The sequence below is a fragment of the Streptomyces sp. KLMMK genome, from assembly GCF_036961605.1.
Lineage (GTDB): Bacteria > Actinomycetota > Actinomycetes > Streptomycetales > Streptomycetaceae > Streptomyces > Streptomyces telluris.
Genome location: NZ_JBAMDC010000065.1, coordinates 1 through 25,006, shown reverse-complemented (window position 1 = coordinate 25,006; position 25,006 = coordinate 1). Strand labels below are relative to the sequence as shown.

The window sequence follows — 25,006 nt, the reverse complement described above, 5'->3', positions numbered from 1 at the left end:
CCGGCGGCAGCGTCGTCGCGCGGGAGCTGGCAGCCGCCGGGCGGCAGGTGACCGTCCTCGAAGAGGGCCCGCGCGTCGGCACCGACCGCATCGCCGCCGCCACGCCCGCCGAGAACATGCGCCGCCTCTACCGCCAGGGCGGCCTGACCCCCGTCTTCGGCACGCCCACCCTCGCCTACGGCGAAGGCCGCTGCGTCGGCGGCACCACCGTCGTCAACGGCGGGCTGCTGTGGGACCCCCCGCCCGCCCTGCTCAACCGCTGGGCCGCGGAAGCCGGCATCGGCGGATACCGGGCCGCCGACCTCGCCGGGCACCTCGCGGCCGTCGCCCGCCGCCTCGGCGTCGCCGCCCAGCCGCACGGGGACGGCAACCACGACTCCCGGCTGCTCGCGGCCGGCGCCGAGCGCCTCGGCTGGCGCTGGCAGCCCTCCCACCGCGCCGTCCGCGGCTGCCTCCACCGCAACCGCTGCACCACCGGCTGCCCCAGCGGCGCCAAGCAGAGCATGGCCGTCAGCTACCTCCCGGAGGCCGAGGCCCACGGCGCGCGCATCGTGCCCGGCACCCGCGTCCTGCGGATCCTGCACGAGGACGGCGAGGTCCGCGGCGTCCTCGCGGCGGGGCCCGGCGGCCGGACGCTCGTCCACCGCGCCCGCGCGGTCTTCCTCGCCGCGGGTCCCCTGCAGACGCCCGCGCTCCTGCAGCGCAGCCGCATCCACCGGGAGACGGCCGGCCGCGAGCTCTCCCTGCACGTCAACCTCCGGACGGTCGCCCGCTTCGACGAGCCCGTCCACGCCGACCGGGGCACCATCTTCACCGCGCAGGTCCACCAGTTCGCCGACGACGGGGTGCTGATGATGCCGTCGAACGTCACCCCCGGCACGCTCGCCGCCGCCCTCGCGAGCCGCCCCCCGCAGCTCCTCGACCGCCTCCTCGCCGCCTTCGGCCTGCTCGGGTCGTACACCACGCAGGTCCGGCTGCAGGGCAAGGCCCGGCTGCGGGCCGCGCCGCGGGGCGGGCTGCTCCTGCGGCACGGCATGACGTCCGCCGACCACAGCCGGCTGCGCGAGGCGTTCCGGCGCACGAGCGAGCTGCTCTTCGCCGCGGGGGCCCGGGAGCTGATCCCGCCCGTGGCCGGCGCCCGCCCCCTGCACACCCCCGCGGAGGCCGGGGAGTTCTGCCGCCGCGTGCGCCCCGCCGACTGGGAACTGGTGTCCGTCCACGGCATGGCGTCCGCCCGCATGGGCCTGCCGGAACGCGGCGGCGTCTGCGACGGGCACGGCCGCCCCCACGGCTTCCGGCGGCTGCGGGTGTGCGACGCGAGCGTCCTGCCGGGCGTCACCGGCATCAGCCCGCAGGGCACCGTCATGGCGTTCGCCCACGAGATCGCCGAACGCTTCCTGGACGCCGGGGCGGGGTGCCCGTGACCGACCCGGCCACGCGGGCACCGGCCCCCGCGCAGCACGGCGGCGGGAGCGCCGCCCCGATGTTCACCCCGGCCGCCGTCGCCGCCTCCTGCGCCGGCTTCGTCCTCATCGGCGCGCTCCAGTCCCTGTACGGGCCCGCGATCCCCGCCCTGCGCGAGGAGTTCGGCCTGTCGCCCTCCGCCGCGGGGCTGGCGCTCAGCGCGCACTTCGCCGGCGGCGTGAGCGGCGTCCTGCTCTTCAACCGCGTCCACGGGCGCACCGGCAACCGCGTGCTCCTCGGCTCCTCCTACGCGCTCATGGCCCTCGGCAGCGCCGCCTTCGCCTTCGCCCCGGTCTGGCCGGTCGCCCTCGTGGCCGCGCTCGTCACCGGCCTCGGCTTCGGCGGCATCGACTACGGGCTCAACCAGCTTTTCGCCGTCGGCTTCGGCCGCCGCAGCACCGCCATGCTCAACGTCCTCAACGCCCACTTCGGTATCGGCGCCGTCGCCGGTCCCGCCCTCATCGGCCTGCTCGGTCCGGACCGCTACCCGGTGGTCTTCCTCGCCTTCGCCGCCCTCGCCGCCGCCCTCGTCCTCTTCCTGAAGGGCGTCGGCGACAAGGACCCGGCCGGCGCGGCCGCCGGCCCCGGCGGCCCGCCGCGGGCACCCGGGCGCCGCCCCGGCCGGGCGGTGCTGCTCCTGGGCGCGTTCGTCCTGCTGTACGTGGTGCACGTGGGCGTCGAGGCGGGCGTCGGCGGCTGGGAGCCCACCCACCTCGAAACCGTCGGCTACGGCGCCTCCGCGGCCGCCTCCGCGACCTCGGTCTACTGGCTGATGCTCACGGCCGGCCGGTTCCTGGTCGTGCCCCTGGCCGTCCGCCTGTCCGAGCCGGTGATCGTCGTCGTCAGCTGTGCCGGCATGACGGTCTGCGCGGCGGCCGCCGCCCTGCCGGGCCTCGCCCCCTACGCCTACGCGGGCGTGGGCCTGTTCATCGCGCCGGTCTTCCCCACCGCCCTGCCGTGGCTGAGCCGCACCGTCCCCACCGCCCGCCGCGCCGCGGCCTACGTGATCGCCGCGTCGATGGTGGGCGGCGTCGCCGCGGGACCCGCCCTGGGCAGGGCGATCGAGCTGTCGGGCGTGCGGGCGGTGCCCCTGGTGCTGTGCGGCATGGCGGCGGTCTGCGCAGCGGCCGCGCTGGGGCTCGCCCGGGCCACCCGCCCGCCGCGGCCGGACGCTCCGCTCGCCCGTGCGAGTGATATATAGCCGACCGGTGACGGTAGAGAGCCGCGGCCGGCCCCGCGGCGCGCGACGATGCCGGGGCGGGGGTTTCGTACGCATCCACCCCGGCCTTGAACCGTTTCCCCTTGCGTGGAGGTGCCGTGTACACCACCGAGCCAGTCGCCAACACCCTTGCCCCGTCTCCCCAGGAGGACCAGCTGGCCGAGGACTACGCCAGCGTCCTCGGCACCCTCTCCCGCATCGACGAGGCGGTGCGCGAAGGCGCCTGGCAGGGGGTCCGCGACGAACTCGACCAGCTCATCAGCGCTGCCGAGGACATGTGGTCGACCCTCACCGACCCCGACCCCAGCGCGGATGACGCGGACGCCGACCGGCGCCGCTTCCCGGTGACGGCCGACCCCGCCACGGTCCGCCGCCTGGTCACCACCTACGCCGAGCCCTATGCGATCGGCCGCCTCCTCTACCCGTCCAACGGCGCCACCCCGCCCGAACTCCGCCCCCGCCCCGCCACCGAGGATCCCGCCCTCCACGACGCCCGCCCGGAGGCATGGACCTGACCCACCGGCATTTCCGGACGACGGCGGCCCCCGCGGGCCGCCGTCGCCGCATTTAAAAAACTTTTTGCCGATGTGAAACCCTTTGCGGCATACTGATCATTCTCCCCCCACCGCATCGACCACCCCCCTTTTCTTTCTGTGTGAGGGCTCCTGCCCCATGGGCGTCTTTCTGCGTGCCCTGCGTGCACTCGTTCTGCTCGCGGGTTTCTATCTCCTGTGCTTTGCCGTGCTCGGCGTCTTCGCCGGAATCGGTGCCGCCGCTTATTGGCGGGGCGTAAACCCCCTCGCCCTCAAAATCACCGTCGTCCTCGCGCTGCTGGCCTTCCCCGTCGTCCGGGGAATGCTGCTCCTCCGCACACCCGAGGACGACGGCGAGGACGGACTCTCCGTCAGTGAGGCCCGGCAGCCGCGGCTGTGGGCCGCCGTCCGCGAGGTGGCCGGCGCCGCCGGCACCCGCATGCCCGACGAGATCCTCCTCACCGGCGACGTCAACGCCGCCGTCACCGAGAACGCCCGCATGCTCGGGCTCCTGCCCGGCCGCCGCCGGCTCTACCTCGGCACACCCCTGCTGACCGGCCTCGACGAGGCGCAGCTGCGCGCCGTCCTGGCCCACGAGTTCGGCCACTACGGCCATGCCGACACCCGCCTGTCCGCCATCACCGCCCGCGGCCGCCACGCGATCGCCCGCACCGTCAACGCCTTCACGGAGAGGGCTGAGCAGCAGGCCGAGAAGGAGCGGCTGCGGCAGGAGAAGGCCGCCGCCAAGGCCGTGCGCAAGGGCCGGAAGGCCAAGGAGATCGACGCCTCCGGCGCCGGGTGGACCTACCGCCGTATGGGCAGGCTCTTCACCGCCTACGGCCTGTTCGCCCTGCGGGCCACCCGCAGCGACGGCCGCCGCCAGGAGCTCGCCGCCGACCGGCTCGCCGTGCGGATCGCCGGCCGCGACGCCACCGCCTCCGCCCTCCGCGAGACCGCGGTCCTGGCCGCCGCCCACGACTTCTACCTCCGCCGGTACGCCACCTGCGGCATACCCGCCGGCCTTCTGCCCCCGTACGGCCAGTTCCACGGCGGCCTGGCCCGGCTGCTCGCCGAACCCGCCCGCCAGGCCGAGCTCGACGAACTGCGCCACGACCTCCCCGCGGAGGAGCCCTCCCCCTACGACGCGCACCCGCCGACCGCCGAGCGGATCCGCCTCATCGAGGCCCTCCCCGACGACGGCCGCGGCGCACACCCCGCAGGGCCCGCCCTGGCCCTCCTGCACGACCCCGGGCGCGTCCTCGCCGAGCTCGAAGCGGCCACCCTCGCCGAAGAGGCCCTGCACATGCGCCGAGCGGACTGGCCCGAGCTCGTCCACCTGGGCATCCGCGCCCGCCACGAGGCCGACGCCGCACCCCTGCGGCACGCCCTCGCCCGGATCGCCGGCGGTCGCACCGGCCTTCACGCACTCCTGGACGCGGCCGACCGCGGCGCCCTGTGGCAGATAGCCGACGGCCTGCCCAAGTCGCGGGCGGCTGAGCAGGCCGGCGGCCGGGCAGCGCGCGAATTCCTGCGCCCCGTCCTGCTCGACGCGCTGTCCAGCCTCGTACTGCTGGAGCTCGCCGACGCCCGGATGGCCTGGTGGGAGATGTCCTGGGCCGAGAGCGCGCGACTGCGTCTGCCGGACGGGTACGACACCCGGCTGCAGCCGGCCCTGGAGGCGCTCGTCGCCGACGTCCCGGACACCGCACCACTGCGCCGGCTGCTGCCGCAGGCCTCACCCGCCTGACGCCCCGCCGGCCAACCCCCCACCCCCCTCACACGAATCGAGCCGAACCCCCGTGGCACGACTGCTGCCCTTCCTCGTCATAGCCCTCGGCATCTTCTTCTGGTACAGGTCCCGCAGGAACGCCGCCGGCCGCCCCGGGTCCGCCGCCTCCTCCTCCGCCCCGGGCCCGTCCGGCCTTTCCCAGGAGGCCGCCGCTCTCGGTTTCCTCCCGCAGGACCGGCAGGACACGGAGCGGCTGACGCACGACCCGCAGATCGACGGCGCCCGGGAGGCGGCGGAGCGCGGCGAATGGGAGCCCGCCGCACGGGCCATGACCGCCGTCGGCCGGGACTGGGAGCGCCGCACGGCGCTCGTCATCGCCCTCGCGCACGTGGCGGCGGAGGAGGACGCGTGGCTGACGGCCTGGCAGGCCGCGCGCACCGGAGACCCCGGCGCCGCCGCCGTCCGCGCCCGCTCCACCGTCTTCCTCGCCGGGAAGCTCCGGGGCAGTGCCTACGCGAAGGACACCTCGGCCGAGCAGTTCGAGGCCTTCCACCGCGTCCTGCTGCGGGCCCGCGAGGACATCGCCCTGGCCATGGAGCTCGACGCCGATGACCCGTCCCCGCACGTCTCCGACCTCTGGGCCGGCCTCGGCCTGGGCTACCCGCACGCGTACGTCGACGAGCTCTGGGCGGAGATCACCACCCGGGCGCCGTTCCACTTCGAGGCGCACTACGGCGCCCTCCAGTACTGGTGCGCGAAGTGGCACGGCTCGGAGGAGCTCGCCCGCGCGTTCGCGGACAAGGCCGCCGCCGGCGCCCCCGCCGGCACCCTGCTGCCCGCCCTGCGGCTGATCGCCCACTTCGAGCACCTGGACCGGCCGCTCAGCGCCAAGCACTACCGCACCCCCGAAGTCACGGCCATGACCGACGCCGTGCTCGCCGACCTCCCGGCCGTCCGCCCCGACCATCCGCGCCTCGCCGAGGTCCGCCACCTGCTCGCCTTCTTCCTGGTGCAGCAGAAGCGCCACGCGGAAGCCCTCGAACAATTCCGTGCGGTCGACGGGTGCGTCGGCTCCCTTCCCTGGGACTACTTCGGCGACCCCGCCAAGTTGTACTGCGATTACCGCGAACGAGCCGTACAGGGCGCCAAGTAGCCACGCGCCGTTCAACCGGGGCGCATCCTTCTGCGACCCCGGCACAACCGAATAAAGAAGCAGAGCCCAATCCGTTTCCGGCCTTGCGCAGCGTGAACTCTTCGCTGCCCACGGCCACTTGACGGATTGGGCTCAGTTGTCTTGCCGGTGCCGGTTTGCTGGGGAACGCTCGGAACCAGCCGGTCGGGCGCTGCAGCGCACCGCGATGGATCTGGAGGAGAAATGACGACAGCGCCGTACGGGCGGGAAGAACTCCCCTTCGGCCAGGACGGCATTCTGCCGGCCGTTCTCAAACCGGGCGACGGAGTGCAGCGGCTCTGGGGGAAGGGTTCCCTGGTCACCGTGAAGCTCACGGCCGAACAGACCCGGGGCGCCATGGGAATGACGCATTTCGCGGCGAAGCTCGGCGAGCGCTCCCCGAGCCACATCCATACGCTCGAGGACGAGATCTTCATGATCGGGAGCGGTGGCGTGCGCGCCACGGTGGGCGACCGCACCGAACTCCTCGAAGGCGGCAGCGTGCTCTTCCTGCCGCGCGGAATTCCGCATTCGTATCTGGTGGAGAGCGAGACGGCCGACCTTTACGTGCTCACCTGCCCCGGCGGATTCGAGCGCTTCTTCCTCGAAGGCGGATACCCCGTGCACATGGGGGCCGACGCACCGGTCGGCGACCGCTGGTCGGTCGAGCGCACCCACGAGGTCGCGGAGAAGCTCGGCCTCGGCATCACCTGGGGCACCTGACCGGCGCCACCACTCGGAACGCACAGAGAGAACCATGGGCATGCTGAACAGACGAACCATGCTGACCGGCACCGCCGCCGCCGTGGCCGGTGCCGCCGTGACACAGACGGGCCTCGTGCCCACCCGGGCCGCCGCAGCGGGCACCGGCGCCGGGGCGGAGGCCGGCGCGGGTGCACCTGGGGCGGTCACCGTCCTGCCGGACGACCCGCGCTACGCGGACCTGGTCGTCGGCAACAACACCCGCTGGGTGGGCCGCCCCGATTCCGTGCGCATCGTCCACACCACCGAACAGGTCGTCCAGACCGTCCAGGAGGCGGTCAAGGCCGGCAAACGGCTGTCCATACGCGGCGGCGGCCACTGCTACGCGGACTTCGTCTACCACCCCGACGTGCGCATCGTCATCGACATGACCACGATGGATCAGGTCACCTATGACGAGCAGCGCAAGGCCTTCTGCGTCGAGGCCGGGGCCACGCTCCTGCACGTCTACGAATCGCTCTACAAGGGCTGGGGGGTGGCCCTCCCCGGCGGCATGTGCTATTCCGTGGGCGTCGGGGGTCACATCAGCGGCGGTGGCTACGGAATGCTCTCGCGCAAGCAGGGCCTCACCATCGATCACCTCTACGCCATCGAGGTCGTCGTCGTGAACGCCGACGGCACCGCGCGGGCCGTGGTGGCGACCCGCGAGGCCGGCGACCCCCACCGCGACCTGTGGTGGGCGCACACCGGCGGGGGAGGCGGCAACTTCGGCGTGATCACCCGCTACTGGTTCCGCTCCCCGGGCGCGACCGGCAGCGACCCCGCCCAGCAGCTGATGCACCCGCCGAAGGACGTCTTCGTCAGCGCCATCTCGCTGCCGTGGAGCAAGCTCGACAAGGCGCGCTTCACCACACTGGTGAAGAACTTCGGGGCCTGGCACGAGAAGAACGCCGGCCCCGACTCGCCCTACGCGTCGCTGTGCAGCTTCCTGATGATCAATCACAAGGCGAACAACAGCATCGGGCTGCTCACCCAGATGGACGCCGGCGTCCCCGACGCCGAGAAGCTCATCACCGCCTACGTCGCCTCCATCACCTCCGCACTCGGCATCAAGCCCGAGCCGCTGACCGCCGCCGTCGGCGAGCAGGGCCCGATGCCCGACTTCTTCACCCCCCAGCGGGTGCCCTGGCTGGCCTCCGTCCGCTTCCTGGGCACCAACAACCCCACGCTCACCAACCCCACCTTGCGCGGCATCCACAAGTCCGCGTACCTGCGCAAGGGCTTCAACGACGCCCAGATCGCGTCGATGTACAAGCACCTGACCCGCACCGACCTGCAGAACCCCAACTCCATGGTGGTCCTGCTCTCCTACGGCGGGAAGATCAACACCGTGCGCTCCGGCGACACGGCCTCCGCCCAGCGCGACTCCATCTTCAAGGGCCTCTTCCAGAGCTTCTGGCCCGACAAGAAGCAGGACCCCCAGAACCTGGCCTGGACCCGGGAGATCTACACCGAGGTCTTCGCCTCCACCGGCGGCTACCCGGTCCCCGGGCCGGCCACCGACGGCTGCTACATCAACTACCCCGACAGCGACATCGCCGACCCGCAGCAGAACAAGTCGGGCGTGCCCTGGTACACGCTCTACTACAAGGACAACTACCCGCGCCTGCAGCGGGTGAAGGCCGCGTACGACCCGCGGAACGTCTTCCGGCACTCGCAGTCGATCGCCCTGCCCAAGTCCTGACCTGTCCGAGCCCCGGCCCGGCCGGCGGAACACCCGGCCGGCCGGGGGAACCCCCAGTTGGAGGAGAACCAGATGACCGCACAGTTCGAAGGCAAGGTCGCCCTCGTCACCGGGGCGGGCTCCGGCATAGGCCGGGCCAGTGCCCTGGCCTTCGCACGCCAGGGCGCCACCGTCGTCGCCGTAGACGTCGCACTGGAGCCCGCCGCGGAGACCGTACGGCTCATCGAGGAGGAGGGCGGCAAGGCCAGCGCCGTCGCCGCCGACGTCACCAGCGCCCAGGACGTCGAGGCGATGGTCGCCACGGCGGTCTCCCGCCACGGCGGCCTGCACATCGCGCACAACAACGCCGGGCTCTTCGCCCGGCCGACGCCCCTGGCCGACACCGACCTCGCCTCCTGGCACCGGCTGCTGGGCGTCAACCTCACCGGCGTGATGCTGTCGATGAAGTACGAGATCGCCCACATGCGCGAGCACGGCGGCGGTGTGATCGTGAACGCCTCGTCCAACATCGGCTTCCACGGCCGCCGCCCCGGCATGGCCGCCTACGTCGCCTCCAAGGCGGGCGTCAGCGCGCTGACGCGCGTGGCCGCGCTGGACCACATCAAGGACGGCATCCGCATCAACGCCGTCAGCCCCGGCGCCTCCAACACCTCCATGTCCTTCCGCCCCGGCGAGACCGAGGCCGACCGCGACGCGCGGGTGGCCGGGACGGTGCCGATCGGGCGCGTGGCGGAGACGGAGGAGATCGTCGCCGCGGTGCAGTGGCTCGCCTCGGACGCGGCGAGCTTCGTGGTCGGCCACGACCTGGTGGCCGACGGCGGCATGACCGCCTGACCCTCCCTGCCCGGGGGGCGGGGTGCCCACCCCGCGCCCCGGGCACCGCCCGTCTCACCACTTCGGGCCGCCCGGCAGCGCGGTGCTGCCGGGAACATTGCCGGGCAGGCTGCGGCGGGCCTCGCCGAGGAGCTCCGCGGTGATCTCGTACGTCGCGGAGGCGTACAGCCCGCGGGCGCGCCGGGCCGGGTCGGGGTGCGGATTGCGGGACAGCTGCACCGACAGGTCGCGCAGCTGCAGCATGGTCGGGACGGCGGCCTGCATCACCGCCGGATCCCGGGTGAACGCCGCCTCCAGCACCCACAGCAGCCGGGCATAGACCGCGTTGAAGCGCTCGGCGGCGCGGCGCACCGCGCTGCCCGGCGGATAGTGGGCGACCTTGGCCTCGGGGTCGATGGGGTAGGCGTCCTCCCAGCTGATGTCGAGGGCCGGGCCGGTGGGGCCGGAGGCCGGGGTGTCGTGCGGGCCGTAGCGGCGCCGCCGGCGGATCTCGTCGAACCGGAAGTAGTGCGCGGGCTCGCGGGTTTCGCCGAAGAGCTGGTCGTCGGTGTTGTAGATGGTGCGGCTGACGCCCTCGCCCTGCTCGGTGATCACGCGCAGGGCCGTGAGGGCGGAGGCCAGCCCGGTCACGGGGAAGACCTCGCCGCCGGAGTTGTAGAAGTCCTCCGGGCCCACCTGGCGCCGGGGGTCGCCCCGGAACAGCTCGGCCTCGCCCAGCTCCGCCGCCAGCCGGACCAGCCCCGTGCGGATGGTGTTGTAGAACTGTCCGATCGACGTCCAGCCCGTGTCGCCGGCCACGGAGGGGTGGCCGGGCGGCTCCGCCACGTACTCCGGGCGCTCGATGTACAGGAAGGTGTCCAGCGCAGCCGTCCCGAAGTGGCGCAGAGCGACGGGGACCTTGTCCCGGCTGTAGGGGAGCAGGGCCGGATAGCCGGTGACGAACCGGGAGTGGGCGACCAGGGGCTTGCCGCCGACGGCGTTGAGGAGGTTGGCGACCAGCGTCATGTGCAGCATCTCTTCGAGCACGACGGCCCGGATCGCGTAGAAGGCGGTGCGGTTGGTGCCGGGCCGCAGGGTGTACATCGCCGTCAGGTAGGGCGGGATGGTGAGGTGTTCCAGCGTCAGCGCTGCTTGCAGGAAGACGTGCAGGTCGGCGCGGTCGCGCGGGACCCGGAACGGCGGCTCCTCGATCCGGGACGGCTCGGCCGAGAGGCCGGCGAGGGCCGTGGGCGGGGGAAGGGAGCTCATGCCCGGCCCTCCTTCCGGCCGTGCGGAGCGGGATCGGCGGCGGGCGGTCCCACGGCGGCGGGCCGGTGAGTCTCCGTCAGCTCCCGGTGGATGCGCTCGCTGCTGCGCAGGGCGAGGGCGGCCATGGTCAGCGAGGGGTTGGACGTGCCCATCGAGGGCATGCTGCCGCACCCCACGGCGTAGAGGTTGGGGTGGTCCCAGCAGCGCTGCCACGCATCGACCACGGAGGTGCCGCGGGAGGCGCCCATGATGTGCGTCCCGCCGCCGTGCCCGGCGCCGTTGAAGGTGAAGCCGCGGCCCTCGAAGCGGAAGTGGCCGGGGGAGAGGGGGCCGGGCGCGTAGGCGGTGCGGTCCTCGGCTCCCAGCAGGCGGAAGATCTCCCCGGAGACGGTCCTCGCCGCGGCCATGCCGCGCTTGACCCGGTCGGAGAGGTCGTAGGTGATGACCGGGCGCGGATTGCCGAGCCGGTCGCGGTGGCGCGGGTCCACGGTGACCCTGTTGCGCTCCTCGGCCTCCTGCTCCATGAGGAACTGCACGGAGACCTGGCGGCCGATCTGCTCGCCCAGCGCGGCGCGCAGCCGGGCGCCGAAGACGCCCCTGCCGCGCGGCTGCGCGGAGTCGGCCCCGATGCCCAGCAGGCGGGCCACGTCGCTGCCCGGGGAGCCCGTGGGCCAGCCCCATCCCCAGTTGCTGATCTCGATGCGGAAGGGCGCCCGCTCGCGCCGGGCGGGGCCGGTGCGGAAGCTCTCCAGCCCCGAGGTGGACGCGGGCCCGCGGAATGGTCCGACCGGGTGGCCCGCCAGGCCCCAGCCGAGCAGGACGGGGTGGTCCATCAGGTTCCGCCCGAGCTGGTCGCTGTGGCCGGCGAGCCGGGAGACGAGGAGCAGCCGGGCGTTCTCGACGGCGTGCGCGGCCAGGACGACGACGTCCGCCTCGGCCGTACGGGTGGTGGCGACGGGGACCGCCGGGTCCTCGTACTCCTGGTACTCGACGCCGAGGGCGCGGCCGTTGGCGTCGGCCAGGACACGGCTGACGACGGCGTGGGTGAGCAGCCGGACCCGCCGGCGGTCCCACGTGGCCTGGGTCTTGAGCGGGGTGTACTTGGCCTGCACCGGGCAGATCGGCACGCAGGAGGCGTTGCCCACGCAGCGCTCCCCGTAGTTGGGCAGGCCGGCCGCGCCCACCGGGCGGTAGCCCCGTCCCGCGTCGTAGCGCCGGTCGGGGGTGCTGTTGCGGGCGTGGGGGGTGCCGACGACGCGCAGGGTGGTGGCCGGGGCGCCGGGGGCCTCCCGGACCGTGGCCCCGTCGAGGCGGGCGGCGAAGACGTCGTCGACGTAGCTCCGGGGGATCTCGTGCATCGGGTAGACGTAGCCGTCGGGGAAGGGGAGGCCGGTCGCGGCGGCCTGCTCGGCGGCGTTGCCCGCGACGCCGAGGGCCCGTTCGGCCGCGCGGTAGTGGGGCTCCAGGTCGTCGTAGCCGAGGGGCCAGTCGCGGCCGTAGCCGTAGGTCCGGCGGGTTCTGAAGTCCTCGGGGTGCATGCGCGGGGTCAGCCCGAGCCAGTGCAGGACGGTGCCGCCGCGGGCGCGCAGGTAGTCGGTGGCGTAGGGGAGGGGGCCCTGCTGGACGAAGTAGCCGTGGGCCCGGTAGCCGCCGGAGGGGAGGCCGGTGAGGTCGAGGACGTCGGGGGAGGGGGCCGCGGCGTTGGGCCGGTAGGGGGAGTTGGGCACCTTGGCCAGGGCGCCGTAGAAGGTGTCGAGGGCGTCGAGGTGGCCGGACCAGGACTCCAGGGTGCCGGTGCCGGCCTCCAGGACGAGGACGCGCCAGCCCTTGTCCCCCAGCTCCTTGGCGACGAGCGAGCCGGACAGGCCGGCGCCGACCACGATGACGTCGTACCGCACGCGGCCGTGGCGCGGTGCCGGGCTCATGCGCCGCCTCCGTGCGGGCCGGGCGCACCGGGGAAGCGGTCGCCCGCCCGGGCGACGACCGGGGCGCCGGGCGGCGGATCGGCCCAGGTGCCGAAGCCGGGCGGCTTGGCCCCGGCGGGGTGCCCGTGGAAGGTGCGCCACACCAGGCCCTCCGTATGGGCCTCGGGGGAGACGGTGAAGGCGGTGTTGGCCCGCTCCCGGCCGAGGGCGGTGTGGACGGATCCGGCGAGCTGCGGCCACACGCCCAGGTACCAGGTGTGGGCGAGGGCGCGGGCGATGTCGCGCGAGGTCTCGTCGGCGATGCCGTCGGGGTCGCCGCCGGCGGCGGCGAGGGCGTCGAGCAAGCGGCCGAGGGCCGGCTCCCCGACCTGCTCGAGCGCGGTCTCGTGGTACAGCTCGGCCATGCCGGTGCCGTGGAGCTCGAAGGCGTCGAAGCCGGTCAGGGCGGCCGAGGCGGTGAGGAAGTCGTCGAGGGAACGTGCGGGCGTGCTCGTCTTCGGTGTCATCCGTGACCACCCATCCGTGGGACCTGACGCATGTCTATCGGAGACTCCACGGTGAGTGAAGAGGAAACAAACACCCTTCACTCGTATGAGTGTTCGGCAGGTCAGGGGCCGGGCGGGTGCCGGACGGGCGCCGGGCGGGATGCCGCGGGGCGGCGGCGGGACGGCCCCCGCGCTCGGGGTGCGGGGGCCGTGGGACCGCGGAGCGGAGGGGTTCTCCGGGTCCGCTCAGGTGCCGGGCTTGCGGCCGTAGACGAAGACGTCGTCCCCGTTGCCCAGCATGGACCAGTACGTCTTGGCGTCGGCGATGCGCATGTTCACGCAGCCGTGCGAGCCGGGCGGCGACCAGACGCTGCCGTCGATGGCGTGGAAGGCCTGCCCGCCGTCGAAGAACTGCGCGTAGGGCATCCGCACCTTGTAGATCGTCGACCAGTGGTCGGCCGAGCGCCAGTAGATCTTCTTGGCGCCGGTCCGCGTCTCGTAGCCGTCACGCCCGGTGCGCACCGGCACCGGGCCGAACTTGAGGGCCTTGCCGTCCTGTATCCAGCTGATCTGGCGGCCGAGGTCGACGCAGGCTATCCGGCCCTTGTCCACCGGGCACTTCCCCGCGGCGTTGGGGTCCCGGCGGGTGATCTCCTCCTGCATCACCCCCCAGGTGATCGGCCCGGCGAAGCCGATGTTCGGGGTGATGCGGCGGCTGGTCTGGAAGTCCTGGATGGCCTTGCAGTCGGCGGGCGACTGCTGCCCGTCGACCGGTCTGCCCAGGAACTTCTCGGCCTCCTTCTGATAGGGCCCGGTCCTTGTCGTGCAGGAGGGGGCCGCCTCGGCGGACCCGCCTATCGCCAGTGTCAGCGGAGCCGCCAGCCCGAGGGCGCCCAGCAGCACCCCGAGCCGGCGTGCCGCTGCCGGCCGCGCCGTGTTCCTTCTGCTAAGTGTTCCCATATGACGTAAGACTGATAGCACCGGCCGGTGGTTGCAGCCGGGACCGAGGGGGCCGGGGAGCCGGAGAGGGCCCGCCGCCGTCCCGGACGGCGGTCCCTCGAACGGAGCAGCGGACGCTAGGAGATGGCGGCGCCCGTGGGGATCGCGTTCAGGGCCACGGGGGAAATATTGACGATCTTGTTCCAGTCGAAGTAGTACTTGTCCATCGCGGCCGGGCTGGTGATCCAGCGCTTGATGCCGTTGCTCACCAGATACACCGCGGGACCGTCGGGCGATTTCGCGAGAATGGCGCCGTCGGACAGCTGACCGCCGTCGTCGATGCTTGCGATGTCGACGACGGTCTGAATTCCGTTCCAGTTCCGGAACAGGTTGTTGTACGTGGCCGGGTTGGGGATCCAGCGCCGTTTGCCGTCCAGGACCAGATAGACGGCGGGGCTGTTCACCCCTTTCAGCCGGGCGCCGTTGAGTTCGGGGTGCCGGCCGCGGAGCTGCGCGCCGGAATCGCGCGCGACCGCGGTGTCGGCCGCGGATACTGACGCGGTGTCGGTGGCGGCCTGGGCCGCGGGTGCTGCGGCCAGGCCGGAAACGGAGGCGGCCACGAGGGCCAGGGCAGCGAACCACGAGCGTCTGGACATATTTCCTCCAACCGTGAACGGAAGTGGGGGAAGAGCTCAACTCGCCGGGAATGACATGCCTTTTGCCTGCCGGCTCACCCTTGCGGCGCCGTGCCCGCTTGTCAATGTCCGCCCGGATACCGGTGCGGACGGCCAGCGATTCTCCGCCACCGGTGCGCCTGTGCCCCGTCCGCCCGCGATCGGCAGAAGATGGAAAGGGCATTCCGGATCCACCTCTCAGGAATACCCGATTCCGCAGTGCGGCACGAAAGGAGTGACGGCGTGCGGAGTTTTCCCGCCCTCCTCTTCGCCCTGCTCGCCGCGGCCGCCAACGCCCTGGCGATCGTCCTGCAGCGCCGGGCCGCGCGGACCGTTCCCCTCGCCCCGGGCCTGCGCCTCTCCCTCTTCGCCCAACTGCTGCGGCGCAAAGCCTGGCTCGGCGGAATGGCCGCCGTCATGGCCGCGGCCTGCCTTCAGGCCCTCGCGCTCTCGCAGGGCGCCATGGCCGTCGTCCAGCCCGTCTTCGTCCTCGAGCTGCCGTTCGCCCTTCTCCTGGGCGGTCTCCTGCTGGGCCGCAAGGTCACCCGCCCGGCGTGGCGCGGAGCCGTCTGCATCGCCGCCGGGCTCGGGCTGGCCCTCGCGGCCGCGGCACCCTCGCCCGGCACCGGGCGGCCGCCGGCGGACCGCTGGGTGATCGCCCTCGTCTGCTGCCTCGCCGTCATCGCGGCGCTGGCCGCGACGGCGCTGCGCCACCCCGAAGGGGGCCTGCGGGCCCTGTGCTTCGGCACCACGGCGGCCGTCGGCTACGCCCTGACCGCCGCCTTGATGAAGGATGCCACGCACACCTGGCAGGACGGCGGCATCACCGCCTTCTTCCTCTCCTGGCAGACGTACGGATTCGCTCTCGTGGGCGTGCTGGCCCTGTTCCTGCTGGAGAACGCCATGCAGTCCGGCCCCCTGACGGCCTCACAGCCCGCTCTCACCCTCGGCGACGCCCTGGTGAGCCTCGCGCTGGGCATCACCCTGTACGAGGAGCGCGTCCGCAGCGGCTGGTGGATCCTGCCCGAGGCGCTCGGAGCGGCCCTGGTGCTGTACGGGGCGGTCACACTCTCCCGCGTCGCCCTCGCGCGGGACCTGGTGGTGCCGGACCGCCCGGGGGAGCCCGCACGGTCCTGAGCCGCGGGGGCGCAGGGCGTCGGGCGCCGGTCGTCAGCTGGCGGAGGGCTCCAGCACCCGGACGACCCGCGCCGGATTGCCGACCGCCAGCACACCGGCCGGCAGGTCCGCGACGACCACGGAACCGGCGCCCACGACCGTGTTCTCCCCGATGGTCACCCCGGGGCACACGATCACGCCGCCGCCCAGCCAGACGTTGTCGCCGATCCTCACCGGCATCGCCTTCTCCCAGCCGGCCCGGCGCCGTTCCGCGTCCAGGGCGTGGTGCGGGGTGAGCAGCTGGACGTTGGGCCCGATCTGGACGTCCGCCCCGATCGTGATCGGCGCGGCGTCGAGGAGGACCGCGCCGAAGTTGACGAACGTCCGCGCGCCGATGCTGATGTGACGGCCGAAGTCGCAGCGGAACGGCGCCCGGATCCGTACGCCCTCGCCCACCGAACCCAGGAGCCGCTCCAGGAGGGCGAACCGCTCCGCGTAGGGGAGCCGCTCGGCCGCGTTGAAGTCGGCGCAGAGCCCGACGCAGCGCCGGTGGTCGTCCGCGAGCTCCGGATCGTCCGGCAGGTACCAGTCACCGGCCAGCAGACGCTGCTTGTTCTCCCCCACGGAAGGCCCCCTCCTCGGTCCGGCCCGGCGAGCGCGTGCGCCTCACCGGTCACCCGGACAGCGTAGGCCCCACCGCTTGCGCCGTCCGGGTGATCCGGCCGCCGCCGGCCGGGCCGTCGCTCAGAGGTTGCGCGGCGTGAGCTCCGCCATCGCGGACCAGCCGTTGCCGGGGGCCTCGGTGCTGATGATCTGCGGCGTGATGGAGATGGCCTCCGCCATCGTGTCCATGGCGGTCTTGAAGTGCACGGAGTTCACGTGCGCGTCCCCGGCCTCACGGGAGGCGAAGCCCTCCACCAGGACGAACTGGCTCGGGTTGTCGACGCTCCTGGACCACTCGAAGAAGAGGTTGCCCGGCTCGTCACGGGTGGCCCGGGTGAAGTCGCCGACGAGCTCCAGCCACTTGTCGGTGTACTCGGGGCGGACGGTCATCTTGACGACGATGAAGATCATGGAGGCTGCTCCTGCTCGTATCGCGGGCATCGTGTCGGAGGCACCGGCGCCGGGCCGGTCACGCCGACGGCGGCGGGCCGGAGCGCCCGCGCCGGTGCCCACCGTGGCGGAGGCGGGGGCACCCGGCGAAACGGGGACGACGGTGATTCCGGCCCTCCCGGAAAATTGCACCCCGGCGACGACGGAACGGCCAGTCGGACGGGGGCGGGCCCCTGCCCGGCCGGCCGCTCCGCCGTGCGGATCACGGGCCCGTACGGCAGGGTGTGCTACGCGGCGGCGGGACGGTCCACGGAGGCCGGAAGGGTCTGCGCGTCCGTCGGCCGGGTCTGCGCGGGAGCGCCGAGCTGCTCCGCTCCGTCCGGAACGGGCACCGAGGCGAAGATCGCGTCCTGCTGCTCCTGGAGCTCGCGGGCCCGCTCGGGGGAGGTGCTGGGCAGCCGCTGCTCCTCGTACAGCTTGTGCGTCGCCTCCTGGGCCCACTTGCTCGACGGGGTGTGGAACTGCACCTCGAAGACGTGCCCGGAGCCCGGGTCGCGCCAGGCCGAGTTGATGCCCTTGTAGCCGTGCTTCCGGCCCCAGGTGTTGGACCACTTGACGCTGTCGTTGCCCCACAGGGCCAGGGCGGAGGAGGCGATGGCCACGCCGCGGCTGTAGCTGCCGTCCGGCCACTGGAAGGTGTAGCGGACGGAGTCGCTGATCCTGGACAGGGCGGTGTCCACGCTCTGCCCGGGCGCCTCCTTCATGGCGGTGGCGACCTTGCGCTTGAGCGAGTCCGGCGACTTCAGCCGGTGGTCGAAGCCGATCAGGTTCGCGTGGCTGATGCGGGCCACGGCCTGCATCTCGGGGCTGACCGTCCGCTCCGCGGACCGTGCACGGGCGAGGAACCGGTCGACCTTCTTGTTGTCCGCGGCGTTGAGGGAGAGGCCGTCACCCTGCCACCCGCCCTCGTCGCCGGGCGGCAGCTCCGCCTTGGCCACCTTGTCGGCGTAGGCGTGGTGCGACGGCGCCCCGGGCCGGGCCGTCCTGCCGTCGGCCAGGGCGGTGGGCACGGCCCCGACGCTCAGTGCGGCGGCCAGCGCCGCTGCGGCCGCGATGCGGTGGGCGATGCGGTTGTTGGTCATCCGTGTGATTCGTCCTTCGGCACATGAGGTGTCATCCGGCGACTCATACAACCGGCGCGGCGCCGCCCCGGTCACTGGACCCGCCGCTGCGCCGCCGCTTTTGGCCGGATGGTGCGGTTGGGGGGCGGAAACGGGCCCGCGCGCCGGTGACCAGGGGCGATCGTCCGCCGCGAGTCATCGGTTCATATGCCTGTCGTACGGCCGTATGGGCTGTGTGGGTGATCGGGGGGTGTGTTGGGCCCAATCGTCGGATGATCGCTCCGGTGCGTTGTTACGTTTTGCTGACTAATAACCCCTTTGGTGGTGGTTTCGGCGGCGGGGGAGCGGGTGGTGGTTGCGGTGGTGGGTGGAGTGCAGGTGTCGGGGCGCGGCGTGGTCGCCGACGAGGGTGCCGGTGGCGCGAGCGCCGTGCCGGGGCCTGCGGGCGAACGGGGCGTCGTGCCTCCTCCCCTGGACCTGGGAACGGGCGGCACCTACGACTACGACGGGTTCAGCCGGCTGGCGGGAGCGATGGAGGAGCCGCCGCCGCTGGGGACGTACCGGGTGGGGTTCCGGCGGATGCCGGGCCGGGAAGGGGCGGTGAGCGTATGGGTGGGACTGCTGGTGGCGCTGGCGCCCCTGATGGCGGCAGGGGTGCTGGTGTGGTTGATGTGGCCGGGGCACTGGGTGGTGCGCGGCGGATGGCCGGCGGTGGGGGACGCGGCGATGCTGGCGTCGATGGGACTGGTCGAGGTGTTCCGCGTGGTGAACGTGGTCTCGGTGGCCCACGCCTCCTGCGCGGCCCGCGATCCGGTGCCGGTGCGGGCGCAGCCGGGCGCCCGGGTGGCCTTCTGCACGACGTTCGTGCCGGGCAAGGAACCCCTCGCCATGGTGTCGGCGACGCTGGAGGGGGCGGTGCGGGTCTGCTACGACGGCCTGGTCGACGTGTGGCTGCTGGACGAGGGCGACGACCCGGGCGCGCGGGCGCTGTGCGCACGACTGGGGGTGCGTCACTTCTCCCGCAAGGGAGTGGCGCGGTACAACCGGCCGTCGGGGAAGTTCCGGGCCCGGACGAAGCACGGCAACTACAACGCGTGGCTCGACGCACACGGCGACGGCTACGACTTCGTGGCGTGCGTGGACACGGACCACGTGCCGCTGCCGAACTTCCTGGAGCGGATGCTCGGGTACTTCCGTGACCCGGACGTGGCGTTCGTGGTGGGGCCGCAGGTGTACGGGAACTATTCGGCCCGGGTGACGAAGGCGGCGGAGAGCCAGCAGTTCCTGTTCCACGCGCTGGTGCAGCGGGCGGGGAACCGGTACGGATCGCCGATGTTCGTGGGGACGTCCAACTGCCTGCGGGTGAGCGTGCTGCAGCAGATCGGCGGCTTCTACGACTCGATCACGGAGGACATGGCCACGGGCCTGGAGATCCACCGGCGCAAGAACCCGGCGACGGGGCGCCGCTGGCGCTCGGTCTACACCCCCGACGTCCTGGCGGTGGGGGAAGGCCCGTCGTCGTGGACGGACTTCTTCTCGCAGCAGCTGCGCTGGTCGCGGGGCACCTTCGAGACCCTCCTGCGGCAGTTCGGGCGGGCCATGTGGTCGCTGTCCCCGGGCAGCCTGTGGAACTACTGCATGCTGGTCGCCTACTACCCGATGGCCGCCATGACCTGGGTCCTCGGCGGGGTCTCCTGCGTCCTCTTCCTCGGCCTCGGGGCCTCGGGGATCAACGTGCCCTCGCAGGTGTGGCTGATGCTCTACGGCGACGCGGCCGTGCTGCAGATCTGCCTGTACGTCATCAACCGCCGCCACAACGTCAGCCCGCACGAGCCGGAGGGTTCCTCGGGCGTGGCGGGGATGGTGATGTCGGCGGTGTCGGCGCCGTTGTACGCGCGGGCGCTGACGCAGGCGCTGCTGCGGCGCCGGTCGGGTTTCGTGGTGACGCCGAAGGGCGCGTCGGCGTCCGGGGACTGCGCGGCGACGTTCCGCACGCACCTGTGGTGGGCGGGCGTGTTCGGGGCGTGCCTGATGGCGTCGGTCGTGCTGGGGCACGCGTCGGCGGCCATGCGGGTGTGGGCCTGCCTGGCGCTGCTGACGGCGCTGGGCCCGGTGGGGATGTGGCTGGCGGGCCGCGCCCGCGGGCGCTGGCCGAGCGGGCGCGACACCGGCGGCGGGGGCCCGACCATCTCCCGGCCCCGCGCCCAGCACAGCACCGTCTGACCCGGGCCCGCCGGGCGCCTCCCCGGGGGGCGCCCGGCAGGCAGGACCGAAGGAGGCAGGACCATGGCCACCGGCACCGCACCCGGACCCATGCGCGTACTCGTGCTCGGCGCGTCGCTGCGCGGCGATTCCCTCAACGCCCGGCTGGCCGCACTCGTGGCCCGCCTGGTCCGCGACGAGGCCGGGGCGGAGGCCGACCACGCCCACATGGACGAGTTCTCGATGCCGCTCTACAACGGCGACGCCGAGATCGCCGAGGGCCTGCCGCCCGGGGCGCTCGCGCTGCGCGACCGCCTGGCCTCGTGCGACGCCCTGGTGATCTCCTCGCCGGAGTACAACGCCTCGCTGCCCGGCGGGCTGAAGAACGCCATCGACTGGGTCTCCCGCGTCCGCCCCCAGCCGTTCAAGGACAAGCAGGCCCTGCTGGTCTCGGCGTCACCGTCCATGGTCGGCGGGAACCGCGGGCTGTGGGCGCTGCGGATTCCGCTCGAACACCTGGGGGCGCGCGTCTACCCCGACATGTTCAGCCTCGCCAAGGCGCACGAGGGCTTCACCGCCGACGGCGACCTCGCCGAGAGAGGGCTCCACGAGCGGCTGGTGGAATCGGTGACGTCGTTCCTGCGGCTGGTCGAGGCGGACACGCGCTACGTCTGCCTGCGCCGGCGCTGGTACGAGTTCCTCGGCGACTGCACGGACGCCCCGGTCACCCAGCGCGCCCAGGACTGACGGGCAGGCGGGCTGACGGGCAAGGCGGGACGGGCAGGTCCGGACGGGCGGGGGTTCAGCAGCCCGCCGCGTCCGCGAGCTCCGCCACCGCGAGCGCGCAGCCCCACGACACCGTGACGCCCGCACCGCCGTGCCCGTAGTTGTGAATCAGCCTCGCGCCGTTCGGCAGCCGGTCGGTTTCCAGCCGCGCGGGGGAGCGGGCCGGACGCAGCCCGGCCCGGTGGGCGAGGACGCGCGCCCCGGCCAGACGCGGGTGCGCGCGGGTGCAGCGGCTGACGATCGACCGCGCCGTGCCGGGCGAGGGGGTGCGGTCCCAGACGTGCTCCCGCGCGGTGCCCCCGAGGACCACCCCGTACGGCTGCGGGAGGACGTAGAGGATCTCGCCCGTGCCGTGGTCCTCCGCGGCCAGCCACTCGTCCACGCCCGGGTTCTCCACGACGACGACCTGTCCCTGCACGGGGTGCACCAGCGGGTCGGGGACCAGGTCGCGGGCGCCGAGGCCGGTGCAGTTCACGACGAGCGGCGCCGCGCGCCCGGCTTCGGCCAGGTCCGGCACGTCCCGGCCGGTGACGGTGCCGCCCGCGGCCGCGAGCCGGCGCTGGAGATATCCGAGATATGCTGTCATGTCCACCAAGGGGGTGCGGGCCCGGAGACCGTGGCCGTAACCCGGGGGCAGCTCGCCGGGCCCGGCCGGGCGGAGCCCGGGGACGCCGGCCGTCCAGGGCCCCTGCTCCTCGGGCGCCGTGCTCGCGTGGGTGCCGTCGACCAGCCGGACGCCCGTCTCCGCGGGCCGCTCGGCGAGGCCGGACAGCACCCGGAAGGACTCCAGCGACCAGGCGGCGACCGCCTCCTCGGGCTCGATCCGGTACGGCCACCAGAGGCCGCCGGCCACGGCGGACGTGGTCTGCGCGGCCCGCTCGCGGCTCCACACCCCGACCCGCCGCCCGGTCTCCGCCAGCACCACGGCAGCGGTCAGCCCGATGACACCCGACCCCACGACGATCGCATCGCCCGCCATGAGCACACCGTACCCCCGTGTCCGGAACCTCTTTCCCCGGTTATCGGTGCTGTTGACTTCTCCGCCGCCCTGTGGAATTGATTCCCCACCCGGATCCGGCTTTTCGCCATTCCCCGGATTCCTCAGATTCCTCTCGGTCCCCGTCCCCGGTCCCCTGTCCCCAGCCACAGGAGCGCCATGTCCAGATCCAGAGTTCTCTTCCTCTGCAGCGCGGCAATAGCGGCGTTATGCGGCCCGGTGCTGCCCGCGCACGCGTCGGCTCCCGGGATCACCGTTCCGCCCGATAAAATCGTGATCGAGGTCGCCACGGTCAACGGTTCAGGGTGCCCCGCCAACTCGGCCGCCGTGGGCGTCTCCCTCGACAACACGGCCTTCACCGTCACCTACAGCAAGTACCTCGCCCAGGTGGGTCCGGGGGCGAAACCGACGGACTTCCGCAAGAACTGTCAGCTGAATCTGATCGTCCATGTGCCGCACGGATTCACCTATGCCGTCGCGAGCGTCGACTACCGCGGATATGCCCAGCTCGCATCCGGTGCCACGGGCGAGCAGAAAGCCTCCTACTACTTCCAGGGGCAGTCGCAGACCACGGCCAAGTCCCATCAGTTCAAGGGCGCGCTCGACGACAACTGGCAGGCGACCGACATCAACGAAATCGCACAGTACGTGTGGTCGCCGTGCGGGGAACGGCGCAACTTCAACATCAACACTGAGCTGACCGTCAACGCCGGCACCTCCGACCCCACGAAGGCCACCAGCTTCATGGCCATGGACTCCACGGACTCCGCCATCAACACCGTCTACCGCATCGCCTGGAAGGAGTGCCCGCCGAAGCGGTAGCCGCCCCCCGGGGTTGTGGGAACCGCACAGGTACCCCTCGCCGGGACTGGAGCCGGCCCCGCTGTCCTGAAACGCGTGGGACGGACGAGGATGAACAGGTGCTCGATACCCTCGATCCGGCGGACCCCGACTTCGCACGCGACCCGTACCCCTACTACGCACGGCTGCGCACGACGGGCCCCGCGGCGCGGGTGGCGCTCGCCAACGGCACGGAGGCATGGCTGGTCACCGGCTACCGGCAGGCCCGGGAAGTGCTCGCCGACCCGCGCTTCTCGAACGTACCCCCGCGCGCCGCGGGCCGCCCCAAACCCGACTCACCGGCACAGCGCGCCCGCGGCTGCCTCGCCCGCCACATGCTCAACACCGACGCCCCGGACCACACCCGGCTGCGCCGGCTGACCACGGCCGCGTTCACCCCGCGCCGGGTCGACGCCCTGCGCCCCCGCATCGAGCGGCTCACGGCGGAGCTGGTGGCGGACGTGGCCGCGGGGCTGGCCCGCGAGGGGACGGCCGACCTCGTCGACGCCTTCGCCTTCCCCCTGCCGGTCCTCGTCATCGGCGAGGTGCTCGGCGTGCCCGCCGCGGACCGGGCGGACCTGCGCACCTGGACGTACCGGGTCGGATCGCCCGCCGACGCCCTGCCCGCCGGAGCCGTCGACGAGGCCTGGACGTCCCTCCACGCCTACTTCGCCGCCCTCATCGCGCACAAGCGCCGGATACCCGGGGACGACCTCTTCAGCGCCCTGATCCACGATGCGGGCGAGGGCGGCCTGGACGACGGCGAACTGCTGGCGATGGCGTTCCTGCTGCTCTTCGCCGGCTACGAGACGACCATGAACCTGCTGGCGTCCGCCTCGCTCCTGCTGCTCACCCACCCCCGGGAGCTGGCCGCCGCCCGGCAGGGCGGCCCCGGCGCCTGGGCCGCCGTGGCCGAGGAGGCCCTGCGGCACGCGAGTCCCCTGGAGGGGACGACGTGGCGGCGCACGACCGAGGAGGTCGACCTGGGCGAGGGCGTGGTCCTGCCGGCCGACGCCTCGGTCCTCGTGGTCCTCGCCGCCGCCAACCGCGATCCGGACGCCTTCGCCGAACCGGACGCGTTCCGGCCCGCCCGCTACGCCGCAGCCGGTGAAAGGGGCGGCGACGGGACGGGCGGCAAGGCCGGTGAAGGGGCCGGTGAAAGGGCCGCGCCCCACGCGGCCTTCGGCCACGGCCCGCACTTCTGCCTCGGCTCGCGGCTGGCCCGGCTGGAAGCGGAGGTCGCCCTTCCGATGCTGTTCGGCGAGGGCTCCCGGATGCCGGAGTTCTCCCTCGCGGCCGACCCCGCCCTGCTGCCCTACCGCCCCGGCCTCCTGGTCCGCGGCCCGCGGCACCTTCCCGTCCGCGCGACGCCGCCCGGCAGCACGCGAACCGGCTGATTCCGCCCACGGGTTGACGTGCGCGAGCGCCTGCCGGCCCACCGTCCGGGGTGGCGGGAGGGACGTTCTTCCCCTGCCCGTGCCCATGGGCTCTACAGTGGCCTGTGCCTTTGTGTGCTGCCAGGGAGGAAGTGCGTAGTGGTCGACACGGCCCGGGGTTGTGTGCTGTTACTGGACGGTACGCCTGACCGGCGACGAGGCGTCCTGCCGAATCCGACCGCACATGCCATTGCGGGCGCCAATCCCCGCCGCTTCCTCGCCGCGGACGCCGTCGACGTCGTGCAACTGCCCGCCGTGGAGGGTCCGCAGAGCGCCCTGGCCTACCTGCAGCACGCCGCGGCCGTGCCCGGCCCGCTCCTGGTCTGGGTGACCGGACGGCTGATGATCCCGGCCCGCCGCGGCGGCGAGCTCCACCTGGCCCTGCCCGGCAGCACCCCGGCCACCGTCCGCTACACCGGCCTGCCCTGGGCCTGGCTGCTGCGCACCCTGCAGGCCCACGCGGGCCCGGTGCTGGTGCTGGCCGACCTGGAGGCCGACCCGGCCGCCCTGCCGCACGTGGAGAGCGGCGCGCAGTCCGGGGAACTCTCGCAGGGCGTCCCGCTGTTCGGCGTCGTCCACCCCGTCCCTCCGGTCGCCGCGCGCGAGGCGGGCCCGTACACGCGGGCGCTCCTCGAAGCGCTGCAGACCGGCGACCACCGCGCCGGCGCCGTGCTCGACGCCTCCGCCCTGCACCAACGGGCCCTGCTCGGGGCGGGCCCGGGCGCGGAGACGCTCCCCCTGCAGTGGGGCGTGCCGGGACCGGTCCTGGCCAACGTCGCCGCGGGCAC

The 25,006-nt window shown here is 73.3% G+C and carries 22 protein-coding genes and 1 pseudogene; 14 read left to right on the top strand and 9 right to left on the bottom strand.

Features of this window, described 5'->3' with window-relative positions:
- The 8 genes from V7793_RS13710 to V7793_RS13675 all read left to right on the top strand — a co-directional run.
- Positions 1-1,424, top strand: a 1,424-nt coding sequence (locus V7793_RS13710) for a GMC family oxidoreductase (RefSeq protein ID WP_336006246.1), incomplete at its 5' end; no start/stop codon positions are given.
- Between the two features lie 59 nt (positions 1,425-1,483).
- Positions 1,484-2,665: an MFS transporter gene (locus tag V7793_RS13705; protein ID WP_336006251.1), complete on the top strand. Its 1,182-nt coding sequence runs from the start codon at positions 1,484-1,486 to the stop codon at positions 2,663-2,665.
- A gap of 116 nt (positions 2,666-2,781) precedes the next feature.
- Positions 2,782-3,198, top strand: a complete 417-nt coding sequence (locus tag V7793_RS13700) for a hypothetical protein (protein ID WP_336006243.1) — start codon at positions 2,782-2,784, stop codon at positions 3,196-3,198.
- Positions 3,199-3,355: 157 nt separating this feature from the next.
- On the top strand, positions 3,356-4,963 hold the full coding sequence (locus V7793_RS13695; RefSeq protein WP_336006240.1) for a M48 family metallopeptidase: 1,608 nt from the start codon (positions 3,356-3,358) through the stop codon (positions 4,961-4,963).
- A gap of 52 nt (positions 4,964-5,015) precedes the next feature.
- Positions 5,016-6,098: a hypothetical protein gene (locus V7793_RS13690; protein WP_336006237.1), complete on the top strand. Its 1,083-nt coding sequence runs from the start codon at positions 5,016-5,018 to the stop codon at positions 6,096-6,098.
- Positions 6,099-6,320: 222 nt separating this feature from the next.
- Complete coding sequence (locus V7793_RS13685; protein ID WP_336006234.1) at positions 6,321-6,839, top strand: cupin domain-containing protein; 519 nt, start codon at positions 6,321-6,323, stop codon at positions 6,837-6,839.
- Between the two features lie 34 nt (positions 6,840-6,873).
- The gene (locus tag V7793_RS13680; RefSeq protein WP_443057904.1) at positions 6,874-8,562 is read left to right on the top strand and encodes an FAD-binding oxidoreductase; all 1,689 of its coding nucleotides are present in this window, start codon (positions 6,874-6,876) and stop codon (positions 8,560-8,562) included.
- A 72-nt stretch (positions 8,563-8,634) separates the two neighbouring features.
- A complete protein-coding gene (locus V7793_RS13675; protein WP_336006230.1) occupies positions 8,635-9,396 on the top strand; it encodes an SDR family NAD(P)-dependent oxidoreductase in 762 nt (253 codons plus the stop codon).
- A gap of 54 nt (positions 9,397-9,450) precedes the next feature.
- On the opposite strand, the gene V7793_RS13670 is transcribed toward V7793_RS13675, so the two are convergent.
- The 5 genes from V7793_RS13670 to V7793_RS13650 form a co-directional block, all read right to left on the bottom strand.
- A complete protein-coding gene (locus V7793_RS13670; RefSeq protein ID WP_336006228.1) occupies positions 9,451-10,644 on the bottom strand; it encodes a ferritin-like domain-containing protein in 1,194 nt (397 codons plus the stop codon).
- The gene (locus V7793_RS13665; RefSeq protein ID WP_336006225.1) at positions 10,641-12,569 is read right to left on the bottom strand and encodes a GMC family oxidoreductase; all 1,929 of its coding nucleotides are present in this window, start codon (positions 12,567-12,569) and stop codon (positions 10,641-10,643) included. Before V7793_RS13665 ends, V7793_RS13670 begins: the two co-directional genes overlap by 4 nt.
- Positions 12,566-13,075, bottom strand: a complete 510-nt coding sequence (locus V7793_RS13660) for a hypothetical protein (RefSeq protein WP_336006223.1) — start codon at positions 13,073-13,075, stop codon at positions 12,566-12,568. The genes V7793_RS13665 and V7793_RS13660 overlap by 4 nt, the downstream gene beginning before the upstream one ends.
- 225 nt (positions 13,076-13,300) lie before the next feature.
- On the bottom strand, positions 13,301-14,014 hold the full coding sequence (locus V7793_RS13655) for a L,D-transpeptidase (RefSeq protein WP_336006221.1): 714 nt from the start codon (positions 14,012-14,014) through the stop codon (positions 13,301-13,303).
- Positions 14,015-14,130: 116 nt separating this feature from the next.
- A complete protein-coding gene (locus V7793_RS13650) occupies positions 14,131-14,649 on the bottom strand; it encodes a hypothetical protein (RefSeq protein WP_336006219.1) in 519 nt (172 codons plus the stop codon).
- A gap of 261 nt (positions 14,650-14,910) precedes the next feature.
- On the opposite strand from V7793_RS13650, the gene V7793_RS13645 reads away from it, so the two are divergent.
- Complete coding sequence (locus V7793_RS13645; protein ID WP_336006216.1) at positions 14,911-15,804, top strand: DMT family transporter; 894 nt, start codon at positions 14,911-14,913, stop codon at positions 15,802-15,804.
- 33 nt (positions 15,805-15,837) lie between these two features.
- Here the strand turns inward: V7793_RS13645 and V7793_RS13640 are convergent, their stop codons facing one another.
- From V7793_RS13640 to V7793_RS13630, 3 genes are all read right to left on the bottom strand, one after another.
- Positions 15,838-16,407 carry a sugar O-acetyltransferase gene (locus tag V7793_RS13640; protein ID WP_336006213.1) on the bottom strand — a complete coding sequence of 190 codons (570 nt, stop codon included), beginning with the start codon at positions 16,405-16,407 and terminating at the stop codon, positions 15,838-15,840.
- 120 nt (positions 16,408-16,527) lie between these two features.
- A complete protein-coding gene (locus V7793_RS13635) occupies positions 16,528-16,857 on the bottom strand; it encodes a putative quinol monooxygenase (protein WP_336006211.1) in 330 nt (109 codons plus the stop codon).
- A gap of 266 nt (positions 16,858-17,123) precedes the next feature.
- Positions 17,124-17,978, bottom strand: coding sequence for an ATP nucleotide 3'-pyrophosphokinase (locus V7793_RS13630; RefSeq protein ID WP_336006209.1), 855 nt, complete (start codon positions 17,976-17,978; stop codon positions 17,124-17,126).
- A gap of 510 nt (positions 17,979-18,488) precedes the next feature.
- Between V7793_RS13630 and V7793_RS13625 the strand changes: the two genes are divergently transcribed.
- Together V7793_RS13625 and V7793_RS13620 are read left to right on the top strand one after the other, a co-directional pair.
- Positions 18,489-20,180, top strand: a complete 1,692-nt coding sequence (locus V7793_RS13625; protein ID WP_336006249.1) for a glycosyltransferase family 2 protein — start codon at positions 18,489-18,491, stop codon at positions 20,178-20,180.
- A gap of 63 nt (positions 20,181-20,243) precedes the next feature.
- Positions 20,244-20,906: an NADPH-dependent FMN reductase gene (locus V7793_RS13620; protein WP_336006208.1), complete on the top strand. Its 663-nt coding sequence runs from the start codon at positions 20,244-20,246 to the stop codon at positions 20,904-20,906.
- A gap of 55 nt (positions 20,907-20,961) precedes the next feature.
- Here V7793_RS13620 and V7793_RS13615 read toward each other — a convergent pair whose 3' ends face one another.
- Complete coding sequence (locus V7793_RS13615; protein ID WP_336006205.1) at positions 20,962-21,924, bottom strand: FAD-dependent oxidoreductase; 963 nt, start codon at positions 21,922-21,924, stop codon at positions 20,962-20,964.
- A 177-nt stretch (positions 21,925-22,101) separates the two neighbouring features.
- Here V7793_RS13615 and V7793_RS13610 point away from each other — a divergent pair, with 177 nt between their 5' ends.
- The 3 genes and pseudogenes from V7793_RS13610 to V7793_RS13600 form a co-directional block, all read left to right on the top strand.
- Positions 22,102-22,764: a DUF4360 domain-containing protein gene (locus V7793_RS13610; RefSeq protein ID WP_336006202.1), complete on the top strand. Its 663-nt coding sequence runs from the start codon at positions 22,102-22,104 to the stop codon at positions 22,762-22,764.
- A 98-nt stretch (positions 22,765-22,862) separates the two neighbouring features.
- The gene (locus tag V7793_RS13605; protein ID WP_336006199.1) at positions 22,863-24,179 is read left to right on the top strand and encodes a cytochrome P450; all 1,317 of its coding nucleotides are present in this window, start codon (positions 22,863-22,865) and stop codon (positions 24,177-24,179) included.
- Positions 24,180-24,317: 138 nt separating this feature from the next.
- Positions 24,318-25,006 (top strand): annotated as a pseudogene (locus V7793_RS13600) (hypothetical protein); the annotation flags it as partial.